Annotated in this window: 20 protein-coding genes; 10 read left to right on the forward strand and 10 right to left on the reverse strand. The window is 70.9% G+C overall.

The genetic code is table 11. The features are described from left to right. Position 1 precedes the first annotated feature (1 nt). From hisB to hisD, 3 genes are read right to left on the reverse strand one after another with little or no spacing between them, the layout of a single operon-like run. Positions 2 to 595 carry an imidazoleglycerol-phosphate dehydratase HisB gene (gene hisB / locus ACGFNV_RS21370; protein ID WP_015661105.1) on the reverse strand — a complete coding sequence of 198 codons (594 nt, stop codon included), beginning with the start codon at positions 593 to 595 and terminating at the stop codon, positions 2 to 4. Continuing rightward, on the reverse strand, positions 592 to 1,731 hold the full coding sequence (locus tag ACGFNV_RS21375; RefSeq protein ID WP_393624531.1) for a histidinol-phosphate transaminase: 1,140 nt from the start codon (positions 1,729 to 1,731) through the stop codon (positions 592 to 594). The genes hisB and ACGFNV_RS21375 overlap by 4 nt, the downstream gene beginning before the upstream one ends. After that, on the reverse strand, positions 1,728 to 3,053 hold the full coding sequence (gene hisD, locus ACGFNV_RS21380) for a histidinol dehydrogenase (protein ID WP_393624532.1): 1,326 nt from the start codon (positions 3,051 to 3,053) through the stop codon (positions 1,728 to 1,730). Before hisD ends, ACGFNV_RS21375 begins: the two co-directional genes overlap by 4 nt. Positions 3,054 to 3,221: 168 nt before the next feature. Between hisD and ACGFNV_RS21385 the strand changes: the two genes are divergently transcribed. From ACGFNV_RS21385 to ybaK, 4 genes are all read left to right on the forward strand, one after another. Further along, the gene (locus tag ACGFNV_RS21385) at positions 3,222 to 4,799 is read left to right on the forward strand and encodes an oxidoreductase (protein ID WP_393624533.1); all 1,578 of its coding nucleotides are present in this window, start codon (positions 3,222 to 3,224) and stop codon (positions 4,797 to 4,799) included. A 159-nt stretch (positions 4,800 to 4,958) separates the two neighbouring features. After that, complete coding sequence (locus ACGFNV_RS21390; protein WP_393624534.1) at positions 4,959 to 6,002, forward strand: hypothetical protein; 1,044 nt, start codon at positions 4,959 to 4,961, stop codon at positions 6,000 to 6,002. An 11-nt stretch (positions 6,003 to 6,013) separates the two neighbouring features. Further along, on the forward strand, positions 6,014 to 6,754 hold the full coding sequence (locus ACGFNV_RS21395; RefSeq protein WP_393624535.1) for an LON peptidase substrate-binding domain-containing protein: 741 nt from the start codon (positions 6,014 to 6,016) through the stop codon (positions 6,752 to 6,754). 16 nt (positions 6,755 to 6,770) lie between these two features. After that, positions 6,771 to 7,268, forward strand: a complete 498-nt coding sequence (ybaK, locus tag ACGFNV_RS21400) for a Cys-tRNA(Pro) deacylase (RefSeq protein WP_393624536.1) — start codon at positions 6,771 to 6,773, stop codon at positions 7,266 to 7,268. 130 nt (positions 7,269 to 7,398) lie between these two features. Here ybaK and ACGFNV_RS21405 read toward each other — a convergent pair whose 3' ends face one another. The 4 genes from ACGFNV_RS21405 to ACGFNV_RS21420 form a co-directional block, all read right to left on the reverse strand. Continuing rightward, positions 7,399 to 8,091, reverse strand: coding sequence for an AAA family ATPase (locus ACGFNV_RS21405; RefSeq protein ID WP_393624537.1), 693 nt, complete (start codon positions 8,089 to 8,091; stop codon positions 7,399 to 7,401). A 34-nt stretch (positions 8,092 to 8,125) separates the two neighbouring features. Continuing rightward, positions 8,126 to 8,947 (reverse strand): ABC transporter permease, encoded by an 822-nt coding sequence (locus ACGFNV_RS21410; protein ID WP_393624538.1) that lies wholly within the window; start codon positions 8,945 to 8,947, stop codon positions 8,126 to 8,128. Positions 8,948 to 9,011: 64 nt separating this feature from the next. Then, entirely contained in the window at positions 9,012 to 9,983 is a 972-nt protein-coding gene (locus ACGFNV_RS21415) for an ABC transporter ATP-binding protein (protein WP_393624729.1), read from the reverse strand. Positions 9,984 to 10,086: 103 nt separating this feature from the next. Continuing rightward, on the reverse strand, positions 10,087 to 11,319 hold the full coding sequence (locus ACGFNV_RS21420) for an NYN domain-containing protein (protein WP_393624539.1): 1,233 nt from the start codon (positions 11,317 to 11,319) through the stop codon (positions 10,087 to 10,089). A gap of 224 nt (positions 11,320 to 11,543) precedes the next feature. Between ACGFNV_RS21420 and ACGFNV_RS21425 the strand changes: the two genes are divergently transcribed. Beyond that, on the forward strand, positions 11,544 to 11,705 hold the full coding sequence (locus ACGFNV_RS21425) for a hypothetical protein (RefSeq protein WP_393624540.1): 162 nt from the start codon (positions 11,544 to 11,546) through the stop codon (positions 11,703 to 11,705). 84 nt (positions 11,706 to 11,789) lie between these two features. On the opposite strand, the gene dnaE is transcribed toward ACGFNV_RS21425, so the two are convergent. After that, positions 11,790 to 15,329, reverse strand: coding sequence for a DNA polymerase III subunit alpha (gene dnaE, locus ACGFNV_RS21430; RefSeq protein ID WP_393624541.1), 3,540 nt, complete (start codon positions 15,327 to 15,329; stop codon positions 11,790 to 11,792). A 181-nt stretch (positions 15,330 to 15,510) separates the two neighbouring features. On the opposite strand from dnaE, the gene ACGFNV_RS21435 reads away from it, so the two are divergent. From ACGFNV_RS21435 to ACGFNV_RS21450, 4 genes are all read left to right on the forward strand, one after another. After that, the gene (locus tag ACGFNV_RS21435; protein WP_133926943.1) at positions 15,511 to 16,836 is read left to right on the forward strand and encodes a DUF2252 domain-containing protein; all 1,326 of its coding nucleotides are present in this window, start codon (positions 15,511 to 15,513) and stop codon (positions 16,834 to 16,836) included. Between the two features lie 68 nt (positions 16,837 to 16,904). Continuing rightward, a complete protein-coding gene (locus tag ACGFNV_RS21440) occupies positions 16,905 to 17,597 on the forward strand; it encodes a hypothetical protein (RefSeq protein ID WP_393624542.1) in 693 nt (230 codons plus the stop codon). Between the two features lie 75 nt (positions 17,598 to 17,672). Next, positions 17,673 to 18,485: a thioredoxin domain-containing protein gene (locus ACGFNV_RS21445; RefSeq protein WP_393624543.1), complete on the forward strand. Its 813-nt coding sequence runs from the start codon at positions 17,673 to 17,675 to the stop codon at positions 18,483 to 18,485. Between the two features lie 112 nt (positions 18,486 to 18,597). Then, the gene (locus ACGFNV_RS21450; protein ID WP_393624544.1) at positions 18,598 to 20,265 is read left to right on the forward strand and encodes an alkaline phosphatase D family protein; all 1,668 of its coding nucleotides are present in this window, start codon (positions 18,598 to 18,600) and stop codon (positions 20,263 to 20,265) included. Between the two features lie 34 nt (positions 20,266 to 20,299). Here the strand turns inward: ACGFNV_RS21450 and ACGFNV_RS21455 are convergent, their stop codons facing one another. Continuing rightward, positions 20,300 to 20,869, reverse strand: a complete 570-nt coding sequence (locus ACGFNV_RS21455; RefSeq protein WP_393624545.1) for a dienelactone hydrolase family protein — start codon at positions 20,867 to 20,869, stop codon at positions 20,300 to 20,302. A gap of 122 nt (positions 20,870 to 20,991) precedes the next feature. On the opposite strand from ACGFNV_RS21455, the gene ACGFNV_RS21460 reads away from it, so the two are divergent. Next, positions 20,992 to 22,146, forward strand: a complete 1,155-nt coding sequence (locus ACGFNV_RS21460; protein ID WP_393624546.1) for a mechanosensitive ion channel family protein — start codon at positions 20,992 to 20,994, stop codon at positions 22,144 to 22,146. A gap of 87 nt (positions 22,147 to 22,233) precedes the next feature. On the opposite strand, the gene ACGFNV_RS21465 is transcribed toward ACGFNV_RS21460, so the two are convergent. After that, a complete protein-coding gene (locus ACGFNV_RS21465; RefSeq protein ID WP_393624547.1) occupies positions 22,234 to 23,820 on the reverse strand; it encodes a Na+/H+ antiporter in 1,587 nt (528 codons plus the stop codon). Between the last annotated feature and the right edge of the window lie 72 nt (positions 23,821 to 23,892).

A 23,892-nucleotide genomic window follows, 5' to 3' on the forward strand; every position in this document is an offset into this window, starting at 1 on the left:
TTTACAGCGCGCCCTTCGTGGAGGGGAGGATGCCGGCCGCGCGCGGGTCGCGCTCGCTGGCGTAGCGCAGAGCTCGCGCCAGCGCCTTGAACTGGCACTCCACGATGTGGTGCGCGTTGCGTCCGTACGGCACGTGCACGTGCAGGGCGATCTGGGCCTGGGCGACGAAGGACTCCAGGATGTGCCGGGTCATCGTGGTGTCGTACTCGCCGATCATCGGCGCCATGTTCTCGGGCTCGGTGTGCACCAGGTAGGGGCGGCCACTCAGGTCCACCGTCACCTGGGCGAGGGACTCGTCCAGCGGGACCGTGCAGTTGCCGAAGCGGTAGATGCCCACCTTGTCGCCGAGGGCCTGCTTGAAGGCGGCGCCGAGCGCGAGGGCAGTGTCCTCGATGGTGTGGTGCGAGTCGATGTGCAGGTCGCCCTCGGTCTTCACGGTCAGGTCGAACAGACCGTGCCTTCCGAGCTGGTCGAGCATGTGGTCGTAGAAGCCGACGCCGGTCGACACGTCGACCTTGCCGCTGCCGTCGAGGTCGATCTCGACGAGGACCGAGGTCTCCTTGGTGACTCGCTCCACGCGTCCTACGCGGTTCATGCGCTCTGCTCCTTCGGGGGTGTGGGGATGTCCCCCACAAGACACTTCACGTCACGTACCGCATCGAGGAACGCGTCGTTCTCTTCGGGGGTTCCGGCGGTGACCCGCAGCCAGCCGGGCACGCCGTTGTCCCGGACCAGGACACCCCGGTCGAGGATCTGCTGCCACACGGTGTGGGCGTCGTCGAACCTGCCGAACTGTACGAAGTTGGCGTCGGAGGCGGTGACCTCGTAGCCGATCGCCCGCAGCTCGGTGACCAGCCGGTCGCGCTCCGCCTTCAGCTGCTCCACGTACTTCAGCAGCGTGTCGGTGTGTTCCAGCGCGGCCAGCGCGGTCGCCTGGGTGACGGCCGACAGGTGGTACGGCAGCCGTACGAGCTGGACCGCGTCCACCACCGCCGGGTGCGCGGCGAGGTAGCCGAGGCGCAGGCCCGCCGCGCCGAACGCCTTGGACATCGTGCGCGAGACGACGAGATTCGGCCGGCCTTCGAGCAGCGGCAGCAGCGAGGCGCCGTGGCTGAACTCGATGTACGCCTCGTCGACCACGACCATCGACGGCTTGGCGGCCTGGGCCGCCTCGTACAGCGCGACGACGGTCTCGCGGGGAACCGCGGTACCAGTGGGGTTGTTGGGGGTGGTGATGAAGACGACGTCCGGCCGGTTCTCCGAGATCGCCTTCTCGGCGGCCGCCAGGTCGATGGTGAAGTCGTCGTGGCGGGGGCCGGAGATCCAGCCCGTGCCCGTGCCGCGCGCGATGAGCCCGTGCATCGAGTACGACGGTTCGAAGCCGATCGCCGTACGGCCCGGCCCGCCGAAGGTCTGCAGCAGCTGCTGGATGACCTCGTTGGAGCCGTTGGCGGCCCACACGTTGGGCAGGCCCACCTCGTACCCGGAGGTGTCGGTCAGGTAGGCGGCGAGCCGGGTGCGCAGCTCCACCGCGTCCCGGTCCGGGTAGCGGTTGAGGTCCCGGGCCGCCTCACGGACGCGCTCGGCGATCCGCTCGACCAGGGGTTCGGGCAGCGGGTAGGGGTTCTCGTTGGTGTTCAGTCGTACGGGGACGTCCAGCTGGGGCGCGCCGTAGGGGGACTTGCCGCGCAGCTCGTCCCGTACGGGGAGATCGTCGATTCCGAAGTTCACTTGGTCGTCGGTACCTTCCACCCGAACCTTGCCTTGATCGCCGCGCCGTGCGCGGGCAGGTCCTCCGCCTCGGCCAGCGTCACCACGTGGTGCGCGACCTCGGCCAGCGCGTCCTTCGTGTAGTCGACGATGTGGATGCCGCGCAGGAAGGACTGGACGGACAGGCCCGAGGAGTGGCAGGCGCAGCCGCCGGTGGGCAGGACGTGGTTGGAGCCGGCCGCGTAGTCGCCGAGCGAGACGGGAGCCCAGGGGCCGATGAAGATCGCGCCGGCGTTCTTCACCCGGTCGGCCACTCGGGCGGCCTGCGCGGTCTGGATCTCCAGGTGCTCGGCGCCGTACGCGTCGACCACCCTGAGGCCCTCGTCGACGCCGTCGACCAGGACGATCGCGGACTGCCTGCCCTTGAGGGCCGGGACGATCCGGTCGTCGATGTGCTTGCTGGCCGCGACCTGGGACTGAAGCTCCTTCTCGACCGCGTCGGCGAGCTCGGTCGAGTCGGTGACGAGGACGGCGGCCGCGAGCGGGTCGTGCTCGGCCTGGCTGATCAGGTCGGAGGCGACGTGCACGGGGTCGGCGGTGGAGTCCGCGAGGATCGCGATCTCGGTCGGTCCGGCCTCCGCGTCGATGCCGATCTTGCCGGTGTAGTAGCGCTTGGCGGCGGCGACCCAGATGTTGCCGGGGCCGGTGACCATGTTGGCGGGCGCGCAGGACTCGGTGCCGTGCGCGAACATCGCGACGGCGGTGGCGCCGCCGGCCGCGTAGACCTCGTCGACGCCGAGCAGCGCGCACGCGGCGAGGATCGTCGGGTGCGGCAGTCCGGCGAACTCGGCCTGCGCCGGGGAGGCGAGCGCGATCGACTCGACACCGGCCTCCTGGGCCGGTACGACGTTCATCACCACGGAGGACGGGTAGACCGAGCGGCCGCCGGGGGCGTAGAGCCCGACCCGCTCGACCGGCACCCATTTCTCGGTCACCGATCCGCCCGGCACGACCTGGGTCGTGTGGGTCGTACGGCGCTGCTCGCGGTGGACGAGGCGGGCGCGGCGGATGGACTCCTCCAGGGCCGCGCGGACGGCCGGGTCGAGCTCCTGGAGGGCCTTGGCCAGGGCCTCGGCCGGGACCCGTACGGATTCCAGCCGTACTCCGTCGAACTTCTCGGCGAAGTCGATCAGCGCCGCGTCGCCCCGATGATGCACGGCTTCGCAGATCGGACGCACCTTCTCCAGGGCGGCCTGAACGTCGAAGTCGGCTCGGGGCAGCAGGTCGCGCAGGGCGGGTCCCTCGGGAAGGGCGTCGCCGCGCAGATCGATTCGGGAGATCACGGACTCAATTCTCTCAGAACCCGGATGCGGGTCGTCCGCGCGTATCAATGGCTGATACAGAACGTGGCCGGAACCCGGAAGATCCGCTTCACCTCGTGCGTTCAGGGCGTCACCCAGTGGGCATGAACGAGTGTACGAACACAATGAGTGACTGAAGAGGTGGAAAAGGTGACTGTGGGTGTCGGCGTCCGGGACGGGGAGCTGCCCGGCGAGTTGACCGCCACCGAGGCCGGCATGTGGCAGGCGTTCCGCGACGGCACGGTGTACGACCTGAGCAGCGGGGACACGATCGTCGACGATCCGCACGGCGGGCATCCGTGGGGACCGGTCCGGACCGTGCGGGCCCGCATCGTCGCCTGGCTGCTGCTCGACGGCCCGCCCGCGCTCGCCGGGCGCGTGTCGTCGCTGAAGCTCACCGGCGTACAGATCAGCGACACCCTGGACCTGGCGGGCGGCACGGTGGTGCCGTACGTCGAGTTCAAGCGCTGCCGGTTCGAGCGGGAGGTGCTGCTGCCGGAGGCCCGGTTCACCACCGCGCGGCTGGTGGACTGCTCGGTGCCGCGTCTGGAGGCCGCCCGGGTGCACACGGAGGGCGATCTGCATCTGCCGCGCTGCCGCTTCCACAACGGCGTACGGCTGACCGACGCGCACATCGGTACGGATCTGCTGCTCAACCAGGCGATCGTGTACCGCGACCGCAGCGGCCGCTCGATCGCCGCCGACGGCCTGACCGTGGGGCAGGATCTCCAGGCGGAGCTCCTGGAGTCGCACGGCGAGCTGAGCCTGCGCGGCGCCACCGTCGGGGTCTCGCTGAGCCTGCGCGGCGCCAAGCTCGCCAACCCGTACTCGCGGCTCGCGCTGAACGCCCCGCAGCTCACGGTGGAACGCACGCTGTACCTGACCCCGGCGGGCGTCGGCGGGCAGACCCCCAGCGGGACGACCCCGGCGCGCGGCACGCGGATCCAGCGCTTCGAGTGCCAGGGCGGGGTGCGCCTGGACGACGGGCGGTTCGGCGACGCCGTGGACCTCCAGCAGGCCCGGTTCACTTTCACCGACGAGCAGGAGCTGTCGCTGCGCCGGGTGCAGACGCCCGAGCTGCGCTTCCTCGGCGAGCAGCCGCGACGCGGGAGCGTCGTGCTGTCGGGGGCGCGGGTGGTCAACCTCGTCGACCGGGCGGCGAGCTGGCCGGGCCCCGGAAGTCTGCACATGGGCGGCTTCACCTACGAGAACCTGGTGCCGCGGGGGCCGTTCCCGCTGGCCGAGCGGCTGGAGTGGGTGGCCGCGGCGACCGCCGAGTACAACCCGGAGCCGTACGAACGGCTCGCCGCCGTGCTGCGGGCGGGCGGCGAGGACGAGGACGCCCGCGAGGTGCTGCTGGCCAAGCAGCGCCGCCGCCGCGAGACGCTGCCGCCGGCCGCGAAGCTGTGGGGGTACGTGCAGGACTGGACGGTGGCCTACGGGTACCGGCCGGGCCGGGCCGCGGTGTGGATGGCGGTGCTGTGGGCGGCCGCCTCGCTGGCCTTCGCACACGCCGCGCATCCTCCCGTGAACGGCGACGGGCATCCGCCGTGGAACCCGGCCCTGCTGGCCCTCGACCTGCTCCTGCCGGTCATCGACCTGGGCCAGGTCGGCCAGTGGGAACTGCGCGGCGGCTGGCAGTGGCTGGCGGCGGCGCTGATCCTGCTCGGCTGGATTCTGGCGACGACGGTGGCGGCGGGGGCGACGCGGTTGCTGCGGCGCAGCTGAGAGCCCGAAGAACGCGTTGAAACCCGGGGAACGTGAAGAGAACCAGGAGGGGTCAACACATGAGGAACACTCACCTTTTACTCTCCCTTGACTGGTTCGTGTACAACTTTCGACAGGTTGTGTGAACCCTCTGGCGCCTGCCCGACCTGCGGCTTTTCAATGGGCAGCACCATGGCTCTGCTGCCCCCGTTCATCCGGGCCTCCCGGATGACCAGGACCCTCGCGCACCCCGCCGTCGTGCCCGCCCCGGCCGACGACGAGGTGCTCCTCGACGCACCCGACAGCCGCCTCGGGCCCGCCCTGGTGGCGGCCGGGCAGGGCGCGTACGAGCCCGCCGCCGAACTGCTCGCCGTCACCCGCGAGAGAGCCCAGTGGGAGGCGCGCGACCGGTACGCGTCCCGGCTCGCCGCCTTCGCGGGCTCGCGCGCCGAGTGGCTCGACCGCTGGCGCGCCGCCGCCCCGCACAGTCCCGACCACCTGGTCGTCGCCGCCCAGCTGGCCGTGGACCGCGCCTGGGAGTCGCCGGCGCGGGCCGAGCTGCTGCGCGAGGTGAGCCCCCTGATCACGGCAGCCGCCCAGAGCGACCACCGCGACCCCGTGCCGTGGCGGATCGCGCTGGACCACGCGCGCGGGACCCGGGCGGGCCACCCGTACTTCGAGGAGCTGTGGGAGGCAGCGGTCCGCCGCGCCCCGCACCACTTCGGCTGCCATGTGGCGGCCCTGCGATATCTGGCGACCGCCTGGCACGGCTCGCACCGCGAGTGCATGAACTTCGCCGACCGGGCCGCCCAGGACGCGCCGCCCGACGCGCTCGTGCAGGCGCTGCCGGCGCTGGCGGCCTTCTCCTACCTCAGCGACGGCTGCGGGCCGGGCGTGCCGCGCGCACGGCTGGACGCGGCGGCCGACCGGGCGGTCGCGCTGTCCGCCCGGTTCCCGGCGGCGGACCCGTGGTCGGCCGAGCTGCGTAACTTGTTGATGTACGTCCTGGCCCGGCTGAACCGCTGGTCGGACGCCCTGGAGCAACTGCGTCTGACGGGTCCGTACGCCACCTCGTTCCCCTGGGACCTGGAGTCCGACGACCCGTTGGGCCGCTTCCTGACGGTCCAGAAGGAGCTGCGCGACGTGGTCGCGCACGGCCTCACACCCGCCCCGTGGCCACCGAGGAGTGGGCACGGCGGACACGCTCGCCCGCCGGGCCATTAGGCTCTTGCGTCGTGACCACCGTCCGGCTGCCGCTCTTTCCCCTCAACTCGGTGCTCTTCCCGGGGCTCGTGCTCCCGCTGAACGTCTTCGAGGAGCGCTATCGCGCCATGATGCGCGAGCTCCTGAAGGCGCCCGAGGACGACCCACGCCGGTTCGCCGTCGTGGCGATCCGGGACGGCCACGAGGTCGCGCCCGCCTCGCCCGGCATGCCGGACCAGACGGCGCTGCCCGAACGCGGTCCGGCCGCCGGTTTCGGCGCGGACCCGGCCAAGGCGTTCCACGGCGTGGGCTGCATCGCCGACGCGGCGACGATCCGGGAGCGCGCCGACGGCTCCTTCGAGGTGCTGGCGACCGGGACGACCCGGGTGCGGCTGGTGTCGGTGGACGCGTCGGGCGCGTTCCTGACGGCGGAGCTGGAGGAGCTGCCGGAGGAGCCGGGCGACGAGGCCGGGGCGATCGCGGAGGGCGTGCTGCGCCAGTTCCGCCAGTACCAGAAGCGCCTCGCGGGTGCGCGGGAGCGGTCGCTGGCGGGCGGCACGGAGCTGCCCGACGAGCCGTCCGTGGTGTCGTACCTGGTCGCGGCCGCGATGATGCTGGACACCCCGACGAAGCAGCGGCTGCTCCAGGCCCCGGACACCGCGTCCCGCCTGCGCGACGAGCTGAAACTCCTTCGCTCGGAGACGGCGATCATCCGTAATCTGCCGTCGTTGCCCGCGTCGGACCTGACGCGCGGCCCGACGAGCATGAACTGAGGCCGGGGACCCCTCGATGGCGAAGAAGGCGAAGAAGCAGCAGCCGGGCGGCACGCCCGCGACGGTTGCCCTCACGGCGGCGGGCGCGGAGTACACCGTCCACGCCTACGAGCACGACCCCTCCCACCCCTCCTACGGCGAGGAGGCGGCCGAGGCGATGGGCGTCTCCCCCGACCGCGTCTTCAAGACCCTCGTCGCGGACGTCGACGGCACCCTCACCGTGGCCGTCGTCCCCGTCGCGGGCTCCCTCGACCTCAAGGCACTGGCATCGGCGGTGGGCGGCAAACGGGCCACCATGGCCGACCCCACCCTCGCCGAACGCACCACGGGCTACGTCCGCGGCGGCATCTCCCCCCTGGGCCAACGCAAGAAGCTCCCCACGGTCCTGGACGCGTCGGCCTCCACCCACCCCACGATCTGCGTCTCGGCGGGCCGCCGCGGCCTGGAGGTGGAGCTGTCCCCGGACACCTTGGCGAAGCTGACGAACGCGGTACTGGCGCCGATCGGCCGTTGATCAAGCCCGTCCGGCGTTTGAGGACGAGGCCGCAGGCCGAAGCGGGGGTCTGGGGGCGCAGCCCCCAGGGACGGGAAGGGCAGGGGCGGCGGGGGCGAAAAACTCCTGCCGCAACCACTGCGCACCGGCACTAGGCAGGCGGCGCCCCGTGAGGGAGCTGCTCCGGCTCCGGATCCCGCGGCCCGAACAACGCCGTCAACCCCACATGCACCAGCAACCCCGCCAGCGACCAGGCCAACAACGCCCCCTTCGCCCCGAGCCGCAACGGCGCGGAGAACGTCACGCCCTTGCCCACCTGCTTCGCATGGGCGATCACATCCGACGTGGGCCCGAGCCACACCCCGACCCGCCACGCCAGCACCGACCCGAGCAGCCCCCCGACGGCCAGCGCCACCACCAGCGGCACTCCCCCACGCCGCCGCCACAGGAACACGGCCACCGCGCTCACCGCCCCGAACGCCAGCGCCAGCAGAGTGAACGTTCCATCGACGCCCACCGCCTGCTCGCCCTCGGTGTCCTTGACCAGGACGACCCAGCCGCCCTCCACCATCGCGCCGACCAGCTGCACCTGAGGCGCCAGCCACCACCACAGCACCCCGAGCAGCGCCCCGCAGAGCGCCACCACCACGGTGACCACGGCGGCCTCTCGCACTTCGGTCTTCATCCCGGGCCCGTCCTGTCCGTACACGGATTCATGCGGCGTGGAAGCCACTCCCGTATACCCGGCGGGCGCCGGCGGCGACGCCTGCTGCGACGAGGACTGCGCGGGGTGCGCGGCCTGGGAGGACGGTTCGTGCGGAGGCGGAGTCAGTGGTGCGGTCACCCTGACATCGTGCCAGGCGCGCCTGTGCGGCGCGTCACCGGACGGCAGCCCGGCGGTAGGCCCAGGTCGCGACGGCCAGCGAGACGACCCCGACCCCGGCGCACACGGCGAGGTCCCCGAGCACGAACGCCCAGTCGGGATGCGGCCCGAAGGTCCGCGCCAGGGCCTCCACGCCGTACGTCGACGGCAGCAGGTCCCGCGCGAGGCGCACCACCTCGGGCATCCGGTCGGCCGGCAGCACCCCGAGGAGCAGCGCCGCCGACATGCCCAGCTGTCCGAGCAGCGTGGCCAGCTCCGGACGCGGCGCGAGCAGTCCGAAGGCCGCGCCGAGGCCGGACAGTGCGGCGCCCGCGAGCGGGATCACCGCGAGGAGCACCCACAGGTGCGTCAGCGGCAGCCCGAACAGCACGCACCCGAACACGGCGGTCACCACGGTCCCGGGCACCGTGAAGGAGGCGTACGCCCCCGCCGCGCCCAGCACCACCGCGGCCGGCGGCACGGGCAGGGTGGCGTAGTGGTCGAGGCCGCCGCTCGCCCGGAGCTGCCCGAAGTACTGCGCGAGCAGGTTCAGCGCGACGAACGCGACGACGAGGACCGCCGACCCGGCCACCACGGCCTCGGCCTCGCTCCCGCCGTCCACGACGCCGCGCATCATGATCAGGATGCCGACCGACTGGAAGGTCGCCACGAACAGCAGCGGAATGCGCGCCACCCGCGCCCGGGACAGCTGCGCCCGGTACACGGCCACCAGCGCCGGCCACAGCCGCGCACGCGGCCCGAGCTCGGCCGCGGCCGGCGCCGTCGACTGCACGGCCCGGGCACCACCCGGCAGAACCTCGGCGGGTACGACACTCACGTCGCGCAGCTCCTCTTCGGTTCGGTCATCGCCCTGTCCCGTACGGAAACGGCGGCTCGCGTGCTCAAGCCCTCACCAGCCCCTGTCGTGCGGCGCCGCCGAGCGCCAGGTAGACGTCCTCGAGGCTCGGCGTGGCCAGGGTGAAGTCGTCGAGCGCGGCGAACGCGGCCCCGCCGGTGACGGTGGCGACGACCGTACGGGCCTCCTCGGGCGCCAGCCGCAGCGTCCAGCGGCGCCCGGCGGCGACGGCACGGTCCCGCAGCGCGGCGACCTCCGGCACGTCCAGCGGCGGCCGCTCGCGCCACACCAGCTCCACCCGCACCTCGTCGGCGACCTGTTCCTTGAGCCCCGCGGGCGTGTCGCAGGCGATGACCCGCCCCCGGTCCAGGACGGCGACCCGGTCGAGGACGGTCTCCGCCTCGATGACGTTGTGGGTGACGAGCAGTACGGTCGTCCCGCGTTCCGCCCGTCGCCGGTCGACGGCGGCCCACACGGCCCGCCGCGCCACCGGGTCCATGCCGGTGGTGGGTTCGTCGAGCACGAGCAGGGGCCGCTCGCCGACCAGCGCGGTGGCGAAGCAGGCCAGCCGCCGCTGCCCGCCGGACAGCTTCTTCAGCGGCCGTCCGGCGATCGGCGTGAGCCCCAGCTCGTCCAGTACGGCGTCCCGCTCGGCGCGCGCCTGCCGTACGTCGAGGCCGCGCAGCCGCCCGGTCGTCTCGGCGGCCAGGGCCACGGTCAGCTCGTCGAGGGCGGTGGACTCCTGTCCGAGGTAGGCGAGGATCCGCGCGGCCCGCTCCGGGTGCCGCACGATGTCGTGCCCGAGGATCTCCACCGTGCCGGTGTCGGGCCGCATCAGCCCGGTCAGCTGCCGGACGACGGTGGTCTTGCCGGCCCCGTTCGGACCGAGCAGCCCGAAGATCTCGCCGCGCCGGACCTCCAGCCGCACATCGTCGGTGGCCCGTACCTCGGGTGTCCCGGGGGCCCCGCGCCGGCCGCGTACCGCCGGATAGGTCTTCGTCAGCCCGCGCGCGCACACGACCTCGTCACTGTGCCGGATCACCGGTGCCGCGCGCGTACTCACAAGCAACGAGACTACGGGGTCGGCGGGCTTTGCTCGTCCTTGGGGCGCCGCAACCGGTTCACTGCTCCCCCGCGGGCACCCGCTCCGCCGCCGTCCGTACGTCGACCTCGCGCCAGAAGCCGGCCCGGATCGCGTAGCGGTCGTGCTCGTCGATCTGGTCGTCCTTGTGCGCGAGCAGTCCGAACCGTGCCGCGTACCTGAGCAGCTCACCGTCGACGCGGTGCGGGATCCGGGGGTACATGGTCGACAGCTTCTGCAGATGGCCCTGGTCGCCGAGCCGCTCCATCCACCGGCGCGCGAACACCTGTCCCACCTCGTACGGATCTCCGCCGACGGTGGTGATGTCCTCCTCCCGGTCGGCCCACCGCTGCTCCGCCGTGGTCAGCTGGGCGAGCGTCGGCATGGAGGCGACCTCGGGCGGTTCCGCGGCGCCGCCGGGCCGGTCGACCCAGCCCTTGTCGGAGGACCAGCGCAGGGTCGCCGTCGAGGGGTGCTGCACGGCCTGCGCGCCGGGGGCGCCCGGCGCGCGCAGGGCGGCCAGGTCCTTGGGTGTGGGCACACCCTTGGAGGCGGGCACGCGTTCCTGGGTGCCGTCCTCGGACCCCGCGGCGGCCGCGGGGTGCTCCCGCTCCTCGGCGGGCCGCTCGGCCGCCGGGGCGAGCGCGGAGTCGGGCAGCGGCGCGGAGAGGATCGCGGCGATCTCGGGGCGCGGCGCGGGCGGCGGTGCGCAGATGCCGCCCAGGTCCTTGGCCCGTACGGCCTTGGTGATCCACGCGCGGTCGAGCACGCGCCGTTCGTCGGCCTCGGCGACGAGGTCCTCGGACTGGTTGTAGTCGCCGTCGGCGGCCTGCACGGCCCACAGGTGTACGGCGACGCCGTGCTCCTTGGCGGCCATCATGCCCGGCAGCAGATCACCGTCGCCGGTGACGAGGACGACGTCGGAGCAGGCGCGGTTGCGGGCCAGCTCGGTCAGCTCGGCGTGCATGGCGGCGTCCACGCCCTTCTGCGCCCAGCGGCCGTCGCTGCGGGTCAGGGCGCCCAGCCGGACGGTGACCCGGGGCATGACGCGCAGCCGGCGGTGTTCGGGCTGAGGGACGCGGTCGGGGGCGCCGTCGAACCAGTAGATGCGCAGCAGCGGGCGCTGGGTGTCCGACTCGGCCTGCTCGCGCAGCCCCTGGATGAGGGCGGCGTGCTCGACGGTGATGCGGGAGCGCGAGGGCTCCCCGGCGAGGAGGCTGGCGGCGGCCCCCAGCAGATACCCGGCGTCCACCAGGACGATGCAGCGGTCCACACGACTCACCCTCTTCCCGGGAGGTTTGCTTCGGGCTTGCTTCGAGTCTGCCCGACCGCGCGGGGGTTAACGGCCGGAACTCGATCTTCGGCGTGGCGTTTCGGGGCCGCGCTCCCCGACCAAGCCTGTCACACACGGTAATTATCCGAAATGCGGCTCTTGTCGGCCTATGTGAATCTGGTCCCGGCCCTGGCCCCTAGATCCCCCACAGGAGGCAGATCACCATGGCCAAGAACAAGAACCGTGACCGCAAGCCGTCCCAGTCCGAGCGCGGGCGACAGGCCCCGCAGGGCGTGATGGAGCCGCAGAACGAGGAGCAGGCCACCCGAATGACTCCCGGTGACCTTCCGCACAAGGGCCGGCAGAAGCGCTTCGGTCACAACTGACATCTGAGTGGAGAGCTGTTGCAGCCCTGGCACGGCGAGGGGCGCATCCGATGCCGGATGCGCCCCTCTTGGTGTTCATGTCTGTCAGCCGGCCAGGCAGGACGGTCCGAGCAGCACCTTCAGGTCACCGAAGAGTGCCGGGTCGGGCTTGACCCGGTGCCGGTCCAGGCGCAGCACCGTCGTCTTGGTCGGCCCCTGGAGCTTGATGCGGACCTCGCTGTCGCCCTTGTGGTGGCTGAGGATCTCACCGAGCCGGCTGACCATCGGCGGGGTGACCCGCGTGGCCGGGATGGTGAGGACCACGGGCGCGTTGGTGCCCGCGTTGGACAGGTCGGGGACCTGGAGCTCCATCGCGACGAGCCTCGGCACGTCCTCGCGCTTGTCGAGGCGGCCCTTGACGAACACGACGGCGTCCTCGACGAGTTGGGTCGACACCAGCTGGTAGGTCGCCGGGAAGAACATGCACTCGATGGAGCCGGCGAGGTCCTCGACCGTGGCGATCGCCCAGGCGTTGCCCTGCTTGGTCATCTTGCGCTGGAGGCCGGAGATGATGCCGCCGATGGTCACCACGGCGCCGTCGGAGTGCTCACCTCCGGTGAGCTGGGCGATGCCCGCGTCGGCCTTGTCGGACAGCACGTGCTCCAGGCCGAACAGCGGGTGGTCGGAGACGTAGAGGCCGAGCATCTCGCGCTCCTGCGCGAGCAGATACGTCTTGTCCCACTCGTCGGTGGTGAACTCGACGTCGAGCCCGAACCCCGGCTCGCTGGTCTCCGCCTCGCCCATGCCGCCGAAGAGGTCGAACTGGCCCTCGGCCTCCTTGCGCTTGACCGCGACCACGTTGTCGATCATCGGCTCGTACTGCGCGGTGAGGCCCTTGCGGGTGTGCCCCATGGAGTCGAAGGCGCCGGCCTTGATCAGGGACTCCGTCGTGCGCTTGTTGCAGACCACCGCGTCGACCTTGTCGAGGTAGTCCGGGAAGGAGGCGTACTTCCCCTTGGAGTTACGGCACTTGATGATCGACTCGACGACGTTCGTACCGACGTTGCGGACGGCGGAGAGGCCGAAGAGGATCACGTCGTCACCCTGCGCGGCGAAGTTGGACATCGACTCGTTGACGTTCGGCGGGAGCACCTTGATGCCCATGCGGCGGCACTCGTTCAGATAGATCGCGGACTTGTCCTTGTCGTCCTTGACCGAGGTGAGCAGCGCGGCCATGTACTCGGCCGGGTAGTTGGCCTTGAGGTAGGCGGTCCAGTACGAGACCAGGCCGTACGCGGCGGAGTGCGCCTTGTTGAAGGCGTAGCCGGCGAAGGGGACCAGCACGTCCCACAGGGCCTGGATGGCCTCGTCGCTGTAGCCCTTCTTGCGGGCGCCCGCCTGGAAGAGGACGAAGTTCTTCGCCAGTTCCTCGGGCTTCTTCTTGCCCATCACGCGGCGGAGGATGTCGGCCTCGCCGAGCGAGTAGCCGGCGATGATCTGGGCGGCCTTCTGCACCTGCTCCTGGTAGACGATCAGGCCGTAGGTGACGGCCAGGACCTCCTCGAGGGGCTCCTCCAGCTCCTTGTGGATCGGGGTGATCTCCTGGAGCTTGTTCTTGCGCAGCGCGTAGTTGGTGTGCGAGTCCATGCCCATCGGGCCGGGACGGTAGAGCGCGGAGACGGCGGAGATGTCTTCGAAGTTGTCGGGCTTCATCAGCCGCAGCAGTGAACGCATGGGGCCGCCGTCGAACTGGAAGACGCCGAGGGTCTCGCCGCGCTGGAGCAGTTCGAAGGTCTTGGGGTCGTCCAGCGGCAGGCTCAGCAGCTCCAGGTCGATGCCCTTGTTGGACTTCACCATCTTGACGGCGTCGTCCATGATCGTCAGGTTGCGCAGGCCGAGGAAGTCCATCTTCAGCAGGCCGAGCGACTCACAGCTCGGGTAGTCCCACTGGGTGATGGTCACGCCGTCGGTGTGCCTCACCCACACCGGGACGTGCTCGGTGATGGTCTCGCTGGACATGATCACGCCGGCGGCGTGGACGCCCATCTGCCGGACCAGTCCCTCGACGCCCTTGGCGGTGTCGATGACCTTCTTCACGTCCGGCTCGTTCTCGTACATCGCGCGGATCTCGCCCGCCTCGCTGTAGCGCGGGTGCGAGGGGTCGGTGATGCCGTTGAGGTCGATGCCCTTACCGAGGACGTCGGCGGGCATCGCCTTGGTGAGACGGTCGCCCATCGCGTACGGGTAGCCCAGCACGCGCGCGGAGTCCTTGATGGCGTTCTTGGCCTTGATCTTGCCGTAGGTGCCGATCATGGCGACCTTGTCGGCGCCGTACTTCTCCGTCACGTACCGGATGACCTCGACGCGCCGACGCTCGTCGAAGTCGATGTCGACGTCGGGCATGGAGACGCGCTCGGGGTTGAGGAAGCGCTCGAAGATCAGGCCGTGCGGGATCGGGTCGAGGTCGGTGATGCCCATGGCGTAGGCGACGATCGAACCGGCCGCGGAGCCTCGGCCCGGGCCCACCGCGATGCCGTTGTTCTTGGCCCACATGATGAAGTCGGCGACGACGAGGAAGTACCCCGGGAACCCCATCTGGATGATGACGTCCATCTCGTACTCGACCTGCTTCTGCCGGTCCTCGGGGATTCCGCCGGGGAAGCGGCGCTCCATGCCGCGGCGGACCTCCTCCTTGAACCAGGTGATCTCCGTGTAGCCCTCGGGGATGTCGAACTTCGGCATGAGGTTCTTGGCCTCGAACATGCCCGTGGTGTCGATCTGCTCGGCCACCAGCAGGGTGTTGGCGCAGCCCTCCTGCCAGGCGTCCGAGGAGTCGATGGCGTACATCTCGTCCGTGGACTTCAGGTAGTAGCCGGTGCCGTCGAACCTGAAGCGGTCGGGGTCGGAGAGGTTCTTGCCGGTCTGGATGCACAGCAGGGCGTCGTGCGCGCTCGCCTCGTGCGCGTACGTGTAGTGCGAGTCATTGGTCACCAGGGGCGGGATGCCGAGCTTCTTGCCGATCTCCAGCAGACCGTCGCGGACCCGGTGCTCGATGTCGATGCCGTGGTCCATCAGCTCCAGGAAGTAACGGTCCTTGCCGAAGATGTCCTGGTAGTCGGCGGCCGCCTTCAGGGCCTCGTCGAAGTGGCCGAGGCGCAGCCGGGTCTGGACCTCGCCGGAGGGGCATCCCGTGGAGGCGATGAGGCCCTCGGACCACTGGGAGATGGTCTCCTTGTCCATCCGGGGCCACTTCTGCAGCCAGCCCTCGGCGTACGCGTCCGAGGAGAGCCGGAAGAGGTTGTGCAGGCCGGTCTGGTTCGCCGCCCAGATCGTCTTGTGGGTGTAACCACCGGAACCGGAGACGTCGTCCCTCTTCTGGTGCGGCTGGCCCCACTGGATCTTGCGCTTGTTGCGCCGGGACTCGGGCGCGACATACGCCTCGATCCCGATGATCGGGGTGACTCCGGCCTTCTTCGCGGAGTGGAAGAAGTCGTACGCCCCGTGGAGGTTGCCGTGGTCGGACATGGCGATGTGCGTCATGCCCATCTCGTTGCAGGCGTTGAACATGTCCTTCAGCCGCGCGGCACCGTCCAGCAGCGAGTACTGGGTGTGGACGTGCAGGTGCGTGAACGGCGGCTTCGACACGATTTCGGCCTCCAAGGAAAACGTACTTCTACGAATGTCCGACCGGCGGCGGACAGTCTGGGGGACAGCGTCGAAGTCTATGCCTCGGCACTGACACTCCGCGGGCACCTCCGCGTACCTTCATGCGTTGGAGACGGCAGAGACGCTGTCGTACATGCACTGCACCAGGAGGCACCCAGCGATGTCGGTTCCGCAGCTCAACGACGAGCACCGCGGCGAGGAGATCCTCGCCGTCTTCGACACCGCCTTCGGCGAGCTCCTGGCCGCCGACCCGGCCGCGTTCCGCGTGAAGTTCCGGAAGATGGCGGCCTCGGCCTTCGCGTTCTACCGGGGCACGGCCGGCCTCTTCTACCACGACCTGGACGCCGAGAAGCGGGGCGGTCCGTACCTGGACGAGCGCACCTCGCGCGTGTGGATCCACGGCGACCTGCACGCGGAGAACTTCGGCACCTACATGGATGCCAACGGCCGGCTGATCTTCAACGTCAACGACTTCGACGAGGCGTACGTCGGCCCCTTCACCTGGGACCTGAAGCGCCTCTCCGCCTCCCTCGCCCTCATCGGGTACGCGAAGGCGCTCAGCGACGACCAGATCACCGAGCTGGTGCAGGTGTACGCGGGCGCGTACCGGGAGCGCATCCACGCCCTGTCGACCGGCGCGAAGAGCGACGAGGTGCCGCCCTTCACCCTGGACACCGCCCAGGGGCCCCTCCTGGACGCGCTGCGTGACGCCCGCTCGCTCACCCGTTTCGGGCTGCTGGACTCGATGACGGAGATCCGTGACTTCGAGCGCCGGTTCGCCGCGGGCGGCGGCTCGATCGAGCTGGACGCGGCCACGCGCTACAAGGTCCTGGCCGCCTTCGACGGCTACCTGGAGACGCTCCCGGAGACCTCGCTGGCCCGCCCGGACTCGTACCGGGTGAAGGACGTCGTCGGCCGCCGCGGCATCGGCATCGGCTCCGCCGGCCTGCCGTCGTACAACATCCTCCTGGAGGGCCACAGCGACGCCCTGGAGAACGACGTCGTGATCTACATCAAGCAGGCCCAGACCCCGGCCGTCTCCCGGCACATCACGGACCCCGCGATCCGCGACTACTTCCAGCACGAGGGGCACCGCACGGTGATCTCCCAGCGCGCCCTGCAGGCGCACGCCGACCCGTGGCTGGGCTGGACCGAGCTGGACGGCGCGGGACAGCTCGTCGCCGAGGTCTCGCCGTACGCGGTCGACCTGGACTGGGGCGACATCGACGACCCGGAGGAGATCGCGGGCGTCGTCGCCGACCTCGGCCGGGCCACCGCCACGATGCACTCGGCCGCCGACGACCAGTCCGGCGAGTCCCTGGTGCCCTTCTCCACCGAGCGGGCCATCGACGCGGCGATCGCGGCCGACGAGGAGGGCTTCGCCCCGCTCCTGGTGGAGTTCGCGCACAGCTACGGCGCACGCGCGCGTGCCGACCACCAGATCTTCGTGGACCTGTTCCGCAACGGCCGGATTCCGGGTCTGTGACGGAACGGGTTCTCACAGCCACCCTTTAGGGGTCTCTTACAGGCCCCCATGACACACTCTCCTCCGCTATGGACATATCCGGGACCCACTTCAGAGCCGTACGCGCGGCGCTGTTCACGGCACTCGTCGTGACGCTCAGCACCGCGTCGCACGTGCTGCTGTCGCGGGCCCCGCTGCCGCTGAACACGGTGGCCGCGGTCGCGGTCGCCGTGTTCGCCCTGGCCTACGCCCTCGCGGGCCGCGAGCGCGGCTTCGGCCGGATCGCCGCCCTGCTCGTCCCGCTGGAGCTGGCGGCCGACACGGTCTTCACCACCGGCCAGCACGTCTGCTACGGCCGCGCGGGCGGCCCGGTCGCCGGCCCGCTGCGCTCGGTCGGCTGGGACGTGCTGTGCGGCAGCGGCACCGACGTCGGCACCCCGCTGGCCGCCGTGCCCGGCGCCGACGGCGACCGGCTCGCCGCGCTGCTCGCCCACGCCGACCCGGCGACCGCCTGGTTGCTGCTCGGCGCGCACGTCGGCGTCGGCCTGCTCGCCGCCGCCTGGCTGCGCCGGGGCGAGCGGGCGCTGGCCCAGTTGCTGCGGGCGGTGACCGCGACGACCTTCCGGCCGCTGCTGCTGGCCTTCGCCTCGGTGCGCGTGCGGCTCGCCCCGCGGGTCCGTCGCCTGCCGCGCCCGGTCCGCCGTACGGCGACCGCCCGCGAGCTGATCCTCGTGCACTCCCTGGGACGGCGTGGACCGCCGTGCTCGGCCGCTGTCGCCTGACAGCCCGCTGAGCACCGCCAGTCCCCCTTACGTATCCCGCACACGACGTGTGCGTTTCCTACGGAGATCACCACCATGAGCAAGCGGAACAGCCAGTCCGCCAAGACCGCCGCCCGTGAGCGGCTGCGCGAGGAGCGCGAGCGCCAGGCCAAGCGCGACAAGGTCAAGCGTCAGGTCATCGTGGCCTGCTCCATCGTCGGCGTCCTCGCGATAGCCGGCGGCATCAGCTACGCCGTCGTCCAGGGCAACAAGCCCGGTTACTGGGAGGCCGCGAAGGACGACAAGCTCGTCAAGCCGGCCAACACCACTGGCGCCGACGGCACCACCGTCGTGTACGGCAAGAGCACCGCCAAGAAGACCCTCGTGATGTACGAGGACCCGCGCTGCCCGGTCTGCGCCCAGTTCGAGCAGACCGTCGGTTCGACGGTCGAGAAGGACCTCGAGGCCGGCAAGTTCAAGATCCAGTACGTCGGCGCGACCTTCCTCGACAACGGCCTGGGCGGCGAGGGCTCCAAGAACGCCCTCAGTGCCATGGGCGCGGCGCTCAACGTCAGCTCCGACGCCTTCAAGGAGTACAAGACCGCGCTGTACTCGGCGAAGTGGCACCCCGACGAGAACGACGACAAGTTCAAGGACGACGCCTACCTCATCAAGGTGGCCGACACGGTCCCCGCGCTGAAGGGCAACGCGGCGTTCCAGAAGGCCGTGAAGGACGGCACCTACGACAAGTGGGCGCTGGAGATGTCCAAGGTCTTCGACAAGAGCGGTGTCAAGGGCACCCCGACGCTGAAGATGGACGGCAAGACGCTGACCGCCCCCGGCAGCGAGAACGCGCCGATGTCGGTCGCCGACTTCAACACCGCGCTCGAGGCGGCCCTCAAGGGCTGAGCCGGGCCCGGTCCGGTGTGAACCGACCCTGATCCGACCTCCAGCCGAAGAGCGGGCGAACTTTTGCGAGTTCGCCCGCTCTTTGTCGTACTGGTCAGTAATCTGATCGTCCGTGACCAGACGACACAGATCATCCGAGAGCGCCCACCCGGCCAACTCGCTTGCGCCGCGCCGCCGTACGGTCGTGAAGGCCGCGGCCGCCTCCGCGGCCCTCGTCGGCCCCCTTGCCGCCGCGCTGCCCGCCCGGGCGGCCACCACCCCCGCCTTCCTGCACGGACTCGCCTCCGGCGACCCGCTGCCCGACGGCGTCCTGCTGTGGACGCGGGTGACGCCGACCGCCGAGGCGGTACCCGGGTCGGGGCTCGGCCCGGACACCGAGGTGGGCTGGGTCGTCGCCAGGGACAAGGCACTGACGAACATCGTCGCCAAGGGCTCCGTCACGGCGACCGCAGCCTCCGACCACACCGTCAAGGCCGACGTCCGGGGCCTGGAACCGGCCACGGACTACTGGTTCCAGTTCTCGGCAGGCGGCACCAACTCGCCGGTGGCGCGCACCCGCACCGCGCCGGCGGCGACCGCCTCGGTGGCGAACCTCCGCTTCGGCGTGGTGTCCTGCGCCAACTGGGAGGCGGGCTACTTCTCCGCCTACCGCCATCTCGCCGCGCGCGGCGACCTGGACGCCTGGCTGCACCTCGGCGACTACATCTACGAGTACGGCACCGGTCAGTACGGCACCCGCGGCACCGTCGTACGGCAGCACGCTCCGACCCACGAGATCCTCACGCTCGCCGACTACCGGACCCGGCACGCCAAGTACAAGACCGACCCGGACCTCCAGTCCCTGCACGCGAAGGCGCCCGTCATCGCGATCTGGGACGACCACGAGTTCGCCAACGACGCCTGGTCGGGCGGCGCGGAGAACCACACCGAGGGCACGGAGGGCACCTGGGCGGCGCGTCAGGCGGCCGCCAGGCAGGCGTACTTCGAGTGGATGCCGGTCCGCACGGCCGTCGCGGGCACCACCTACCGCCGGCTGCGCTTCGGCAAACTCGCCGACCTCTCCCTGCTCGACCTGCGCTCCTTCCGCTCGCAGCAGGTCTCCGTCGGCAACGGCTCGGTCGACGACCCGGACCGTACGCTCACCGGGCGCGCCCAGCTCGACTGGCTGAAGGCGGGCCTGAAGTCGTCCGACACCACCTGGCGGCTGGTGGGCAACTCGGTGATGATCTCGCCGTTCGCGATCGGCTCCCTCTCCGCGGACCTGCTCAAGCCCCTCGCCAAACTGCTGGGGCTGCCGCAGGAGGGCCTGGCCCTCAACACCGACCAGTGGGACGGCTACACGGACGACCGCCGTGAACTCCTGGCCCATCTGCGCTCGAACGCCATCCGCAACACCGTCTTCCTGACCGGTGACATCCACATGGCGTGGGCCAACGACGTGCCGGTGGACGCCGGGACGTACCCGCTGTCGGCGTCCGCCGCCACGGAGTTCGTGGTCACCTCGGTGACCTCGGACAACCTCGACGACATAGTGAAGGTCCCCGAGGGCACGGTCTCCGCGGTCGCCGCGCCGATCATCCGGGCCGCCAACCGGCATGTGCACTGGGTCGACACCGACCGCCACGGCTACGGCGTCCTGGACCTCACCGCCGACCGCGCGCAGATGGACTACTACGTCCTGTCCGACCGCACGAAGGCCGACGCGACCTCCGCCTGGGCCCGTTCGTACCGTACGCGCAGCGGCACGCAGAAGGTGGAACGGACGTACGACCCCGTGTAGCCGCCGGCCGTCGGCCCGGGTGCAGGGGGCGCGGCTACAAGGTGTCGAGGAAGCCGAGTGCCACCCGCCAGGTGGCCTCGGCGGCCTCCTCGTCGTAGTCCGGCAGGTCGGGGTCGGTGTAGAGGTGACCCGCGCCCGCGTACCGGTAGACCTCCACGTCGGCGCCCGCTCTGCCCATCTGGAGATACCAGGCGCTCAGCCAGTCGTCCGTCTCGAACGGGTCGGGCTCGGCGACGTGCAGCTGCACCGGCAGCTCGTCGACGGAGGCGTTCGGCGCGAGGTCGGAGGTGCCGTGCAGGAGCAGCAGCCCGCGCGCCTTCTCGTCGCCGAGCGCCAGGGTCTGGGCGATGGAGGCGCCCAGTGAGAAGCCCGCGTACACGAGCCCGCGCTCCGAGTAGGGGGCGGCGGCCAGGACGGCCCGCTTGAGCAGCTCGTCCTTGCCGATCTCCGCGTTGAAGGCCATGCCCTCCTCGACCGTGTCGAAGGTGCGCCCCTCGAAGAGGTCCGGCGTCCACACCTCGTGCCCGGCGGCGCGCAGCCGGTCCGCCGCCGCGCGCACCGCGGGACGCAGTCCATGGGTCGAATGGAAGAGCATGATGTTCATGAGGCCATGGTGCCAGCCGCCACCGACAACGCCGTTCGGCGCCGACGGCACGGATCGGATGGTGTTCCTCTTCACAAAAGCCACATGTTCACGGCCCCGCTCGGCCGGTTACGTTCGAAGGCATGGAGAATCTACTCCGCCCCCTGATCGTGGTCGGCGGCTCGCTCGCCCTGACCCTGCTCATCGGCTGGGCCACCGACCGCCTGCTCTGCAAGGCCGACAACCGGCACCCCGAGACGCCCCTGTGGGGGCTGTTGCGCCGCGGCCGCATCCCGTACCAGCTCGTACTGTGCGCGGCGATGCTGAGAGGGTCGTACGACGAGGCGGAGCTGCAACAGGACCACGAGGCCGGTATCGGCCAGACCCTGACGTTGGTGCTGATCGGGTCGGCCGCGTGGCTGGTGATCCGGATCACGGCGGCGATCGTCGAGACGTCGTACTCGCGGTACGCGCGCATGCACCGTGACCCGGCCCGGGTCAGGCGTGTGCGGACCCAGGTGACGCTGATCATGCGCGTCGTCTCCGCCGTCGTCGGCGTGGTGGCGGCGGCCTCGATGCTGCTGACGTTCCCCGCGTTCCGCGCGGCGGGCGCCTCTCTGCTGGCCTCGGCCGGAATCCTCGGCATCGTCGCCGGTGTTGCCGCCCAGTCCACGCTGAGCAACCTGTTCGCCGGGCTGCAGATCGCCTTCGGTGACATGGTGCGCATCGGTGACACGGTCGTGGTGGACGGCGAGTGGGGCACCGTCGAGGAGATCACGCTGACCTTCCTGACGGTGCGGACGTGGGACGAGCGCCGGATCACCATGCCGGTCTCGTACTTCACCTCGAAGCCGTTCGAGAACTGGTCGCGCGGCACCCCGCAGATGACCGGCATCGTCTTCTGGCACGTCGACCACGCGGCACCGGTGCAGGCGATGCGCGACAAGCTGAAGGACATCCTGCGCGAGTGCCCGGCCTGGGACGGTCGCGCCTACGGACTCGACGTCACGGACACCACGCCGAACACCATGCAGGTGCGTGCGCTGGTGACGGCCAAGGACGCGGACGACATCTGGACGGTCCGGGTGAAGGTCCGCGAAGGGATGATCCGCTGGCTGACCGAGGAGCACCCGTACGCCCTCCCCCGCGTCAACACCGCGGACGCGCTCCTGCCACCGAGCCGAACCAACGGCGACCGGTCCAACGGCAACCGACCCAACGGCGACCGATCGCACGACGGCTCCCGCGACGGCGCGGTATCGCGTCGGGCGTACGAGCCACCACGCACGGGACGCTGACGGCGAACAGGCGAACAGGCGAACACCTGGGGCGTCGCACCACCGCAGGGTGGCGGCGACGCCCCAGACGTGTCGGCACAGGAGATCTCAGCGCAGGCTGCGCACGTCCAAATGCCGCAGCACCCGATCCACCACCTCCGGATCCGCCCCCGGCTCACTCCGCGCCGCCACCACCTCGTGCCGCGCGGCGCTCAGCATCTCGCCCTGAATCCGCCGGATCCGCTTCAGCCGCCGCGCCCGGTGCTCGTGCGCCTCCCGCCGCTCGTCCTCCCCCACGTCCGGGCTGATCCGCAGCCCGATGTCGAAGGCCCGCCGCAGCATCTGCTCGGACAGCTCCTCCGACAGTTCCTCCTCCGCCTCGATCTCCCGCAACCTCTGCTTCGCCGCCTTGGCGGCCCGCACCGCCAGCGCCTTCTCGAACTCCTTCTCGCGGTCGGTGTCGGCCCGCACGTTCAGCCGCCGCACCAGCCACGGCAACGTCAGTCCCTGCAGCACCAGCGTCGCCATGATCACCCCGAACGCGATGAAGACGATCTCGTCCCGATCGGGAAACGCCGCCCCCTCGTCGGTCTCCAACGGAACCGCCAGCGCCAGCGCCACCGAGGCGACCCCGCGCATCCCCGACCACCACATCACGACGGTCTCCCGCCAGCCCATCGGGATGTCCTCGTCGTGGTCCCTCTTGGCGTGCAGCCGCTTGGTCAGCCACGTCGCCGGCAGCAACCACGCCAACCGCACGAACACGACCACCCCGACGATCGCCGCCGCCCACCCGAGCATCTCGCCCCACCGCCCGGACGCCGTCCGGATCGCGTTGTGCAGCTCGAGACCGATCAGCCCGAACGCGACGCCCGTGACGAGCGTGTCGACGATGTCCCAGAAGGTGTGCCCGGCGAGCCGCGTCATCACGTCGTCGGGATCGGTGGCGTACTCGGCGAGGAACAGCGCGGTGGTGAGCACGGCGAGCACGCCGGACCCGTGGAACTCCTCCGCCATCACGTACGAGGCGTACGGCACCAGCAGGGTCAGACCGATCTGGAGGGTCGCGTCCCCCAGCAGGTCCATCAGCTTGTTGGCGCCCCACCCCAGCGCGATCCCGACCGCCACCGCCACCACGGCGGACAGCACCAGGTCCAGGCCCGCCCGCCACGGCGAGAAGGTTCCGCTCACGGCGGCGGTGATCGCCACGTGGTACAGCACGATGGCCGTCACGTCGTTGAAGAGCCCCTCGCCCTCCAGGATGGACACCAGCCGGCGCGGCAGCCCGAGCTGCCCGGCGACGGCGGTCGCGGCCACGGGGTCGGGCGGCGCGACCAGCGCCCCGAGCGCCACCGCCGCGGCGACGGGCAGCCCCGGCACGATCGCGCTCGCGACGGCCGCCACGCAGAACGTGGTGACGAACACCAGCGCCACGGCCAGCAGGAAGATCGGCCGCTTGTTGGCCGTGAACTGCCGCCAGGACGTGCGCCGTACGGCGGCGTACAGCAGCGGGGGCAGCAGCAGGGGCAGGATCAGGTCCGGCGGGATGCTCACGTTCGGCACGAAGTCGAGCACCGCGAGCACTATCCCGAGCAGGGTCATCAACACCGGCGCCGGCAGCCCGAAGCGGTCCCCCACCGGGACGCTCACCACGGCCCCGAGCAACAGGACGAACAACAGGGCCAGCTGATCCACGCTCAGCGCTCCACAAGGTCGACGTCACACAACAGACCCCAAGCCTGCCACGTCCCGCCCGAACGGCCCTGC

Source organism: Streptomyces sp. NPDC048751 (assembly GCF_043198595.1).
GTDB lineage: Bacteria > Actinomycetota > Actinomycetes > Streptomycetales > Streptomycetaceae > Streptomyces.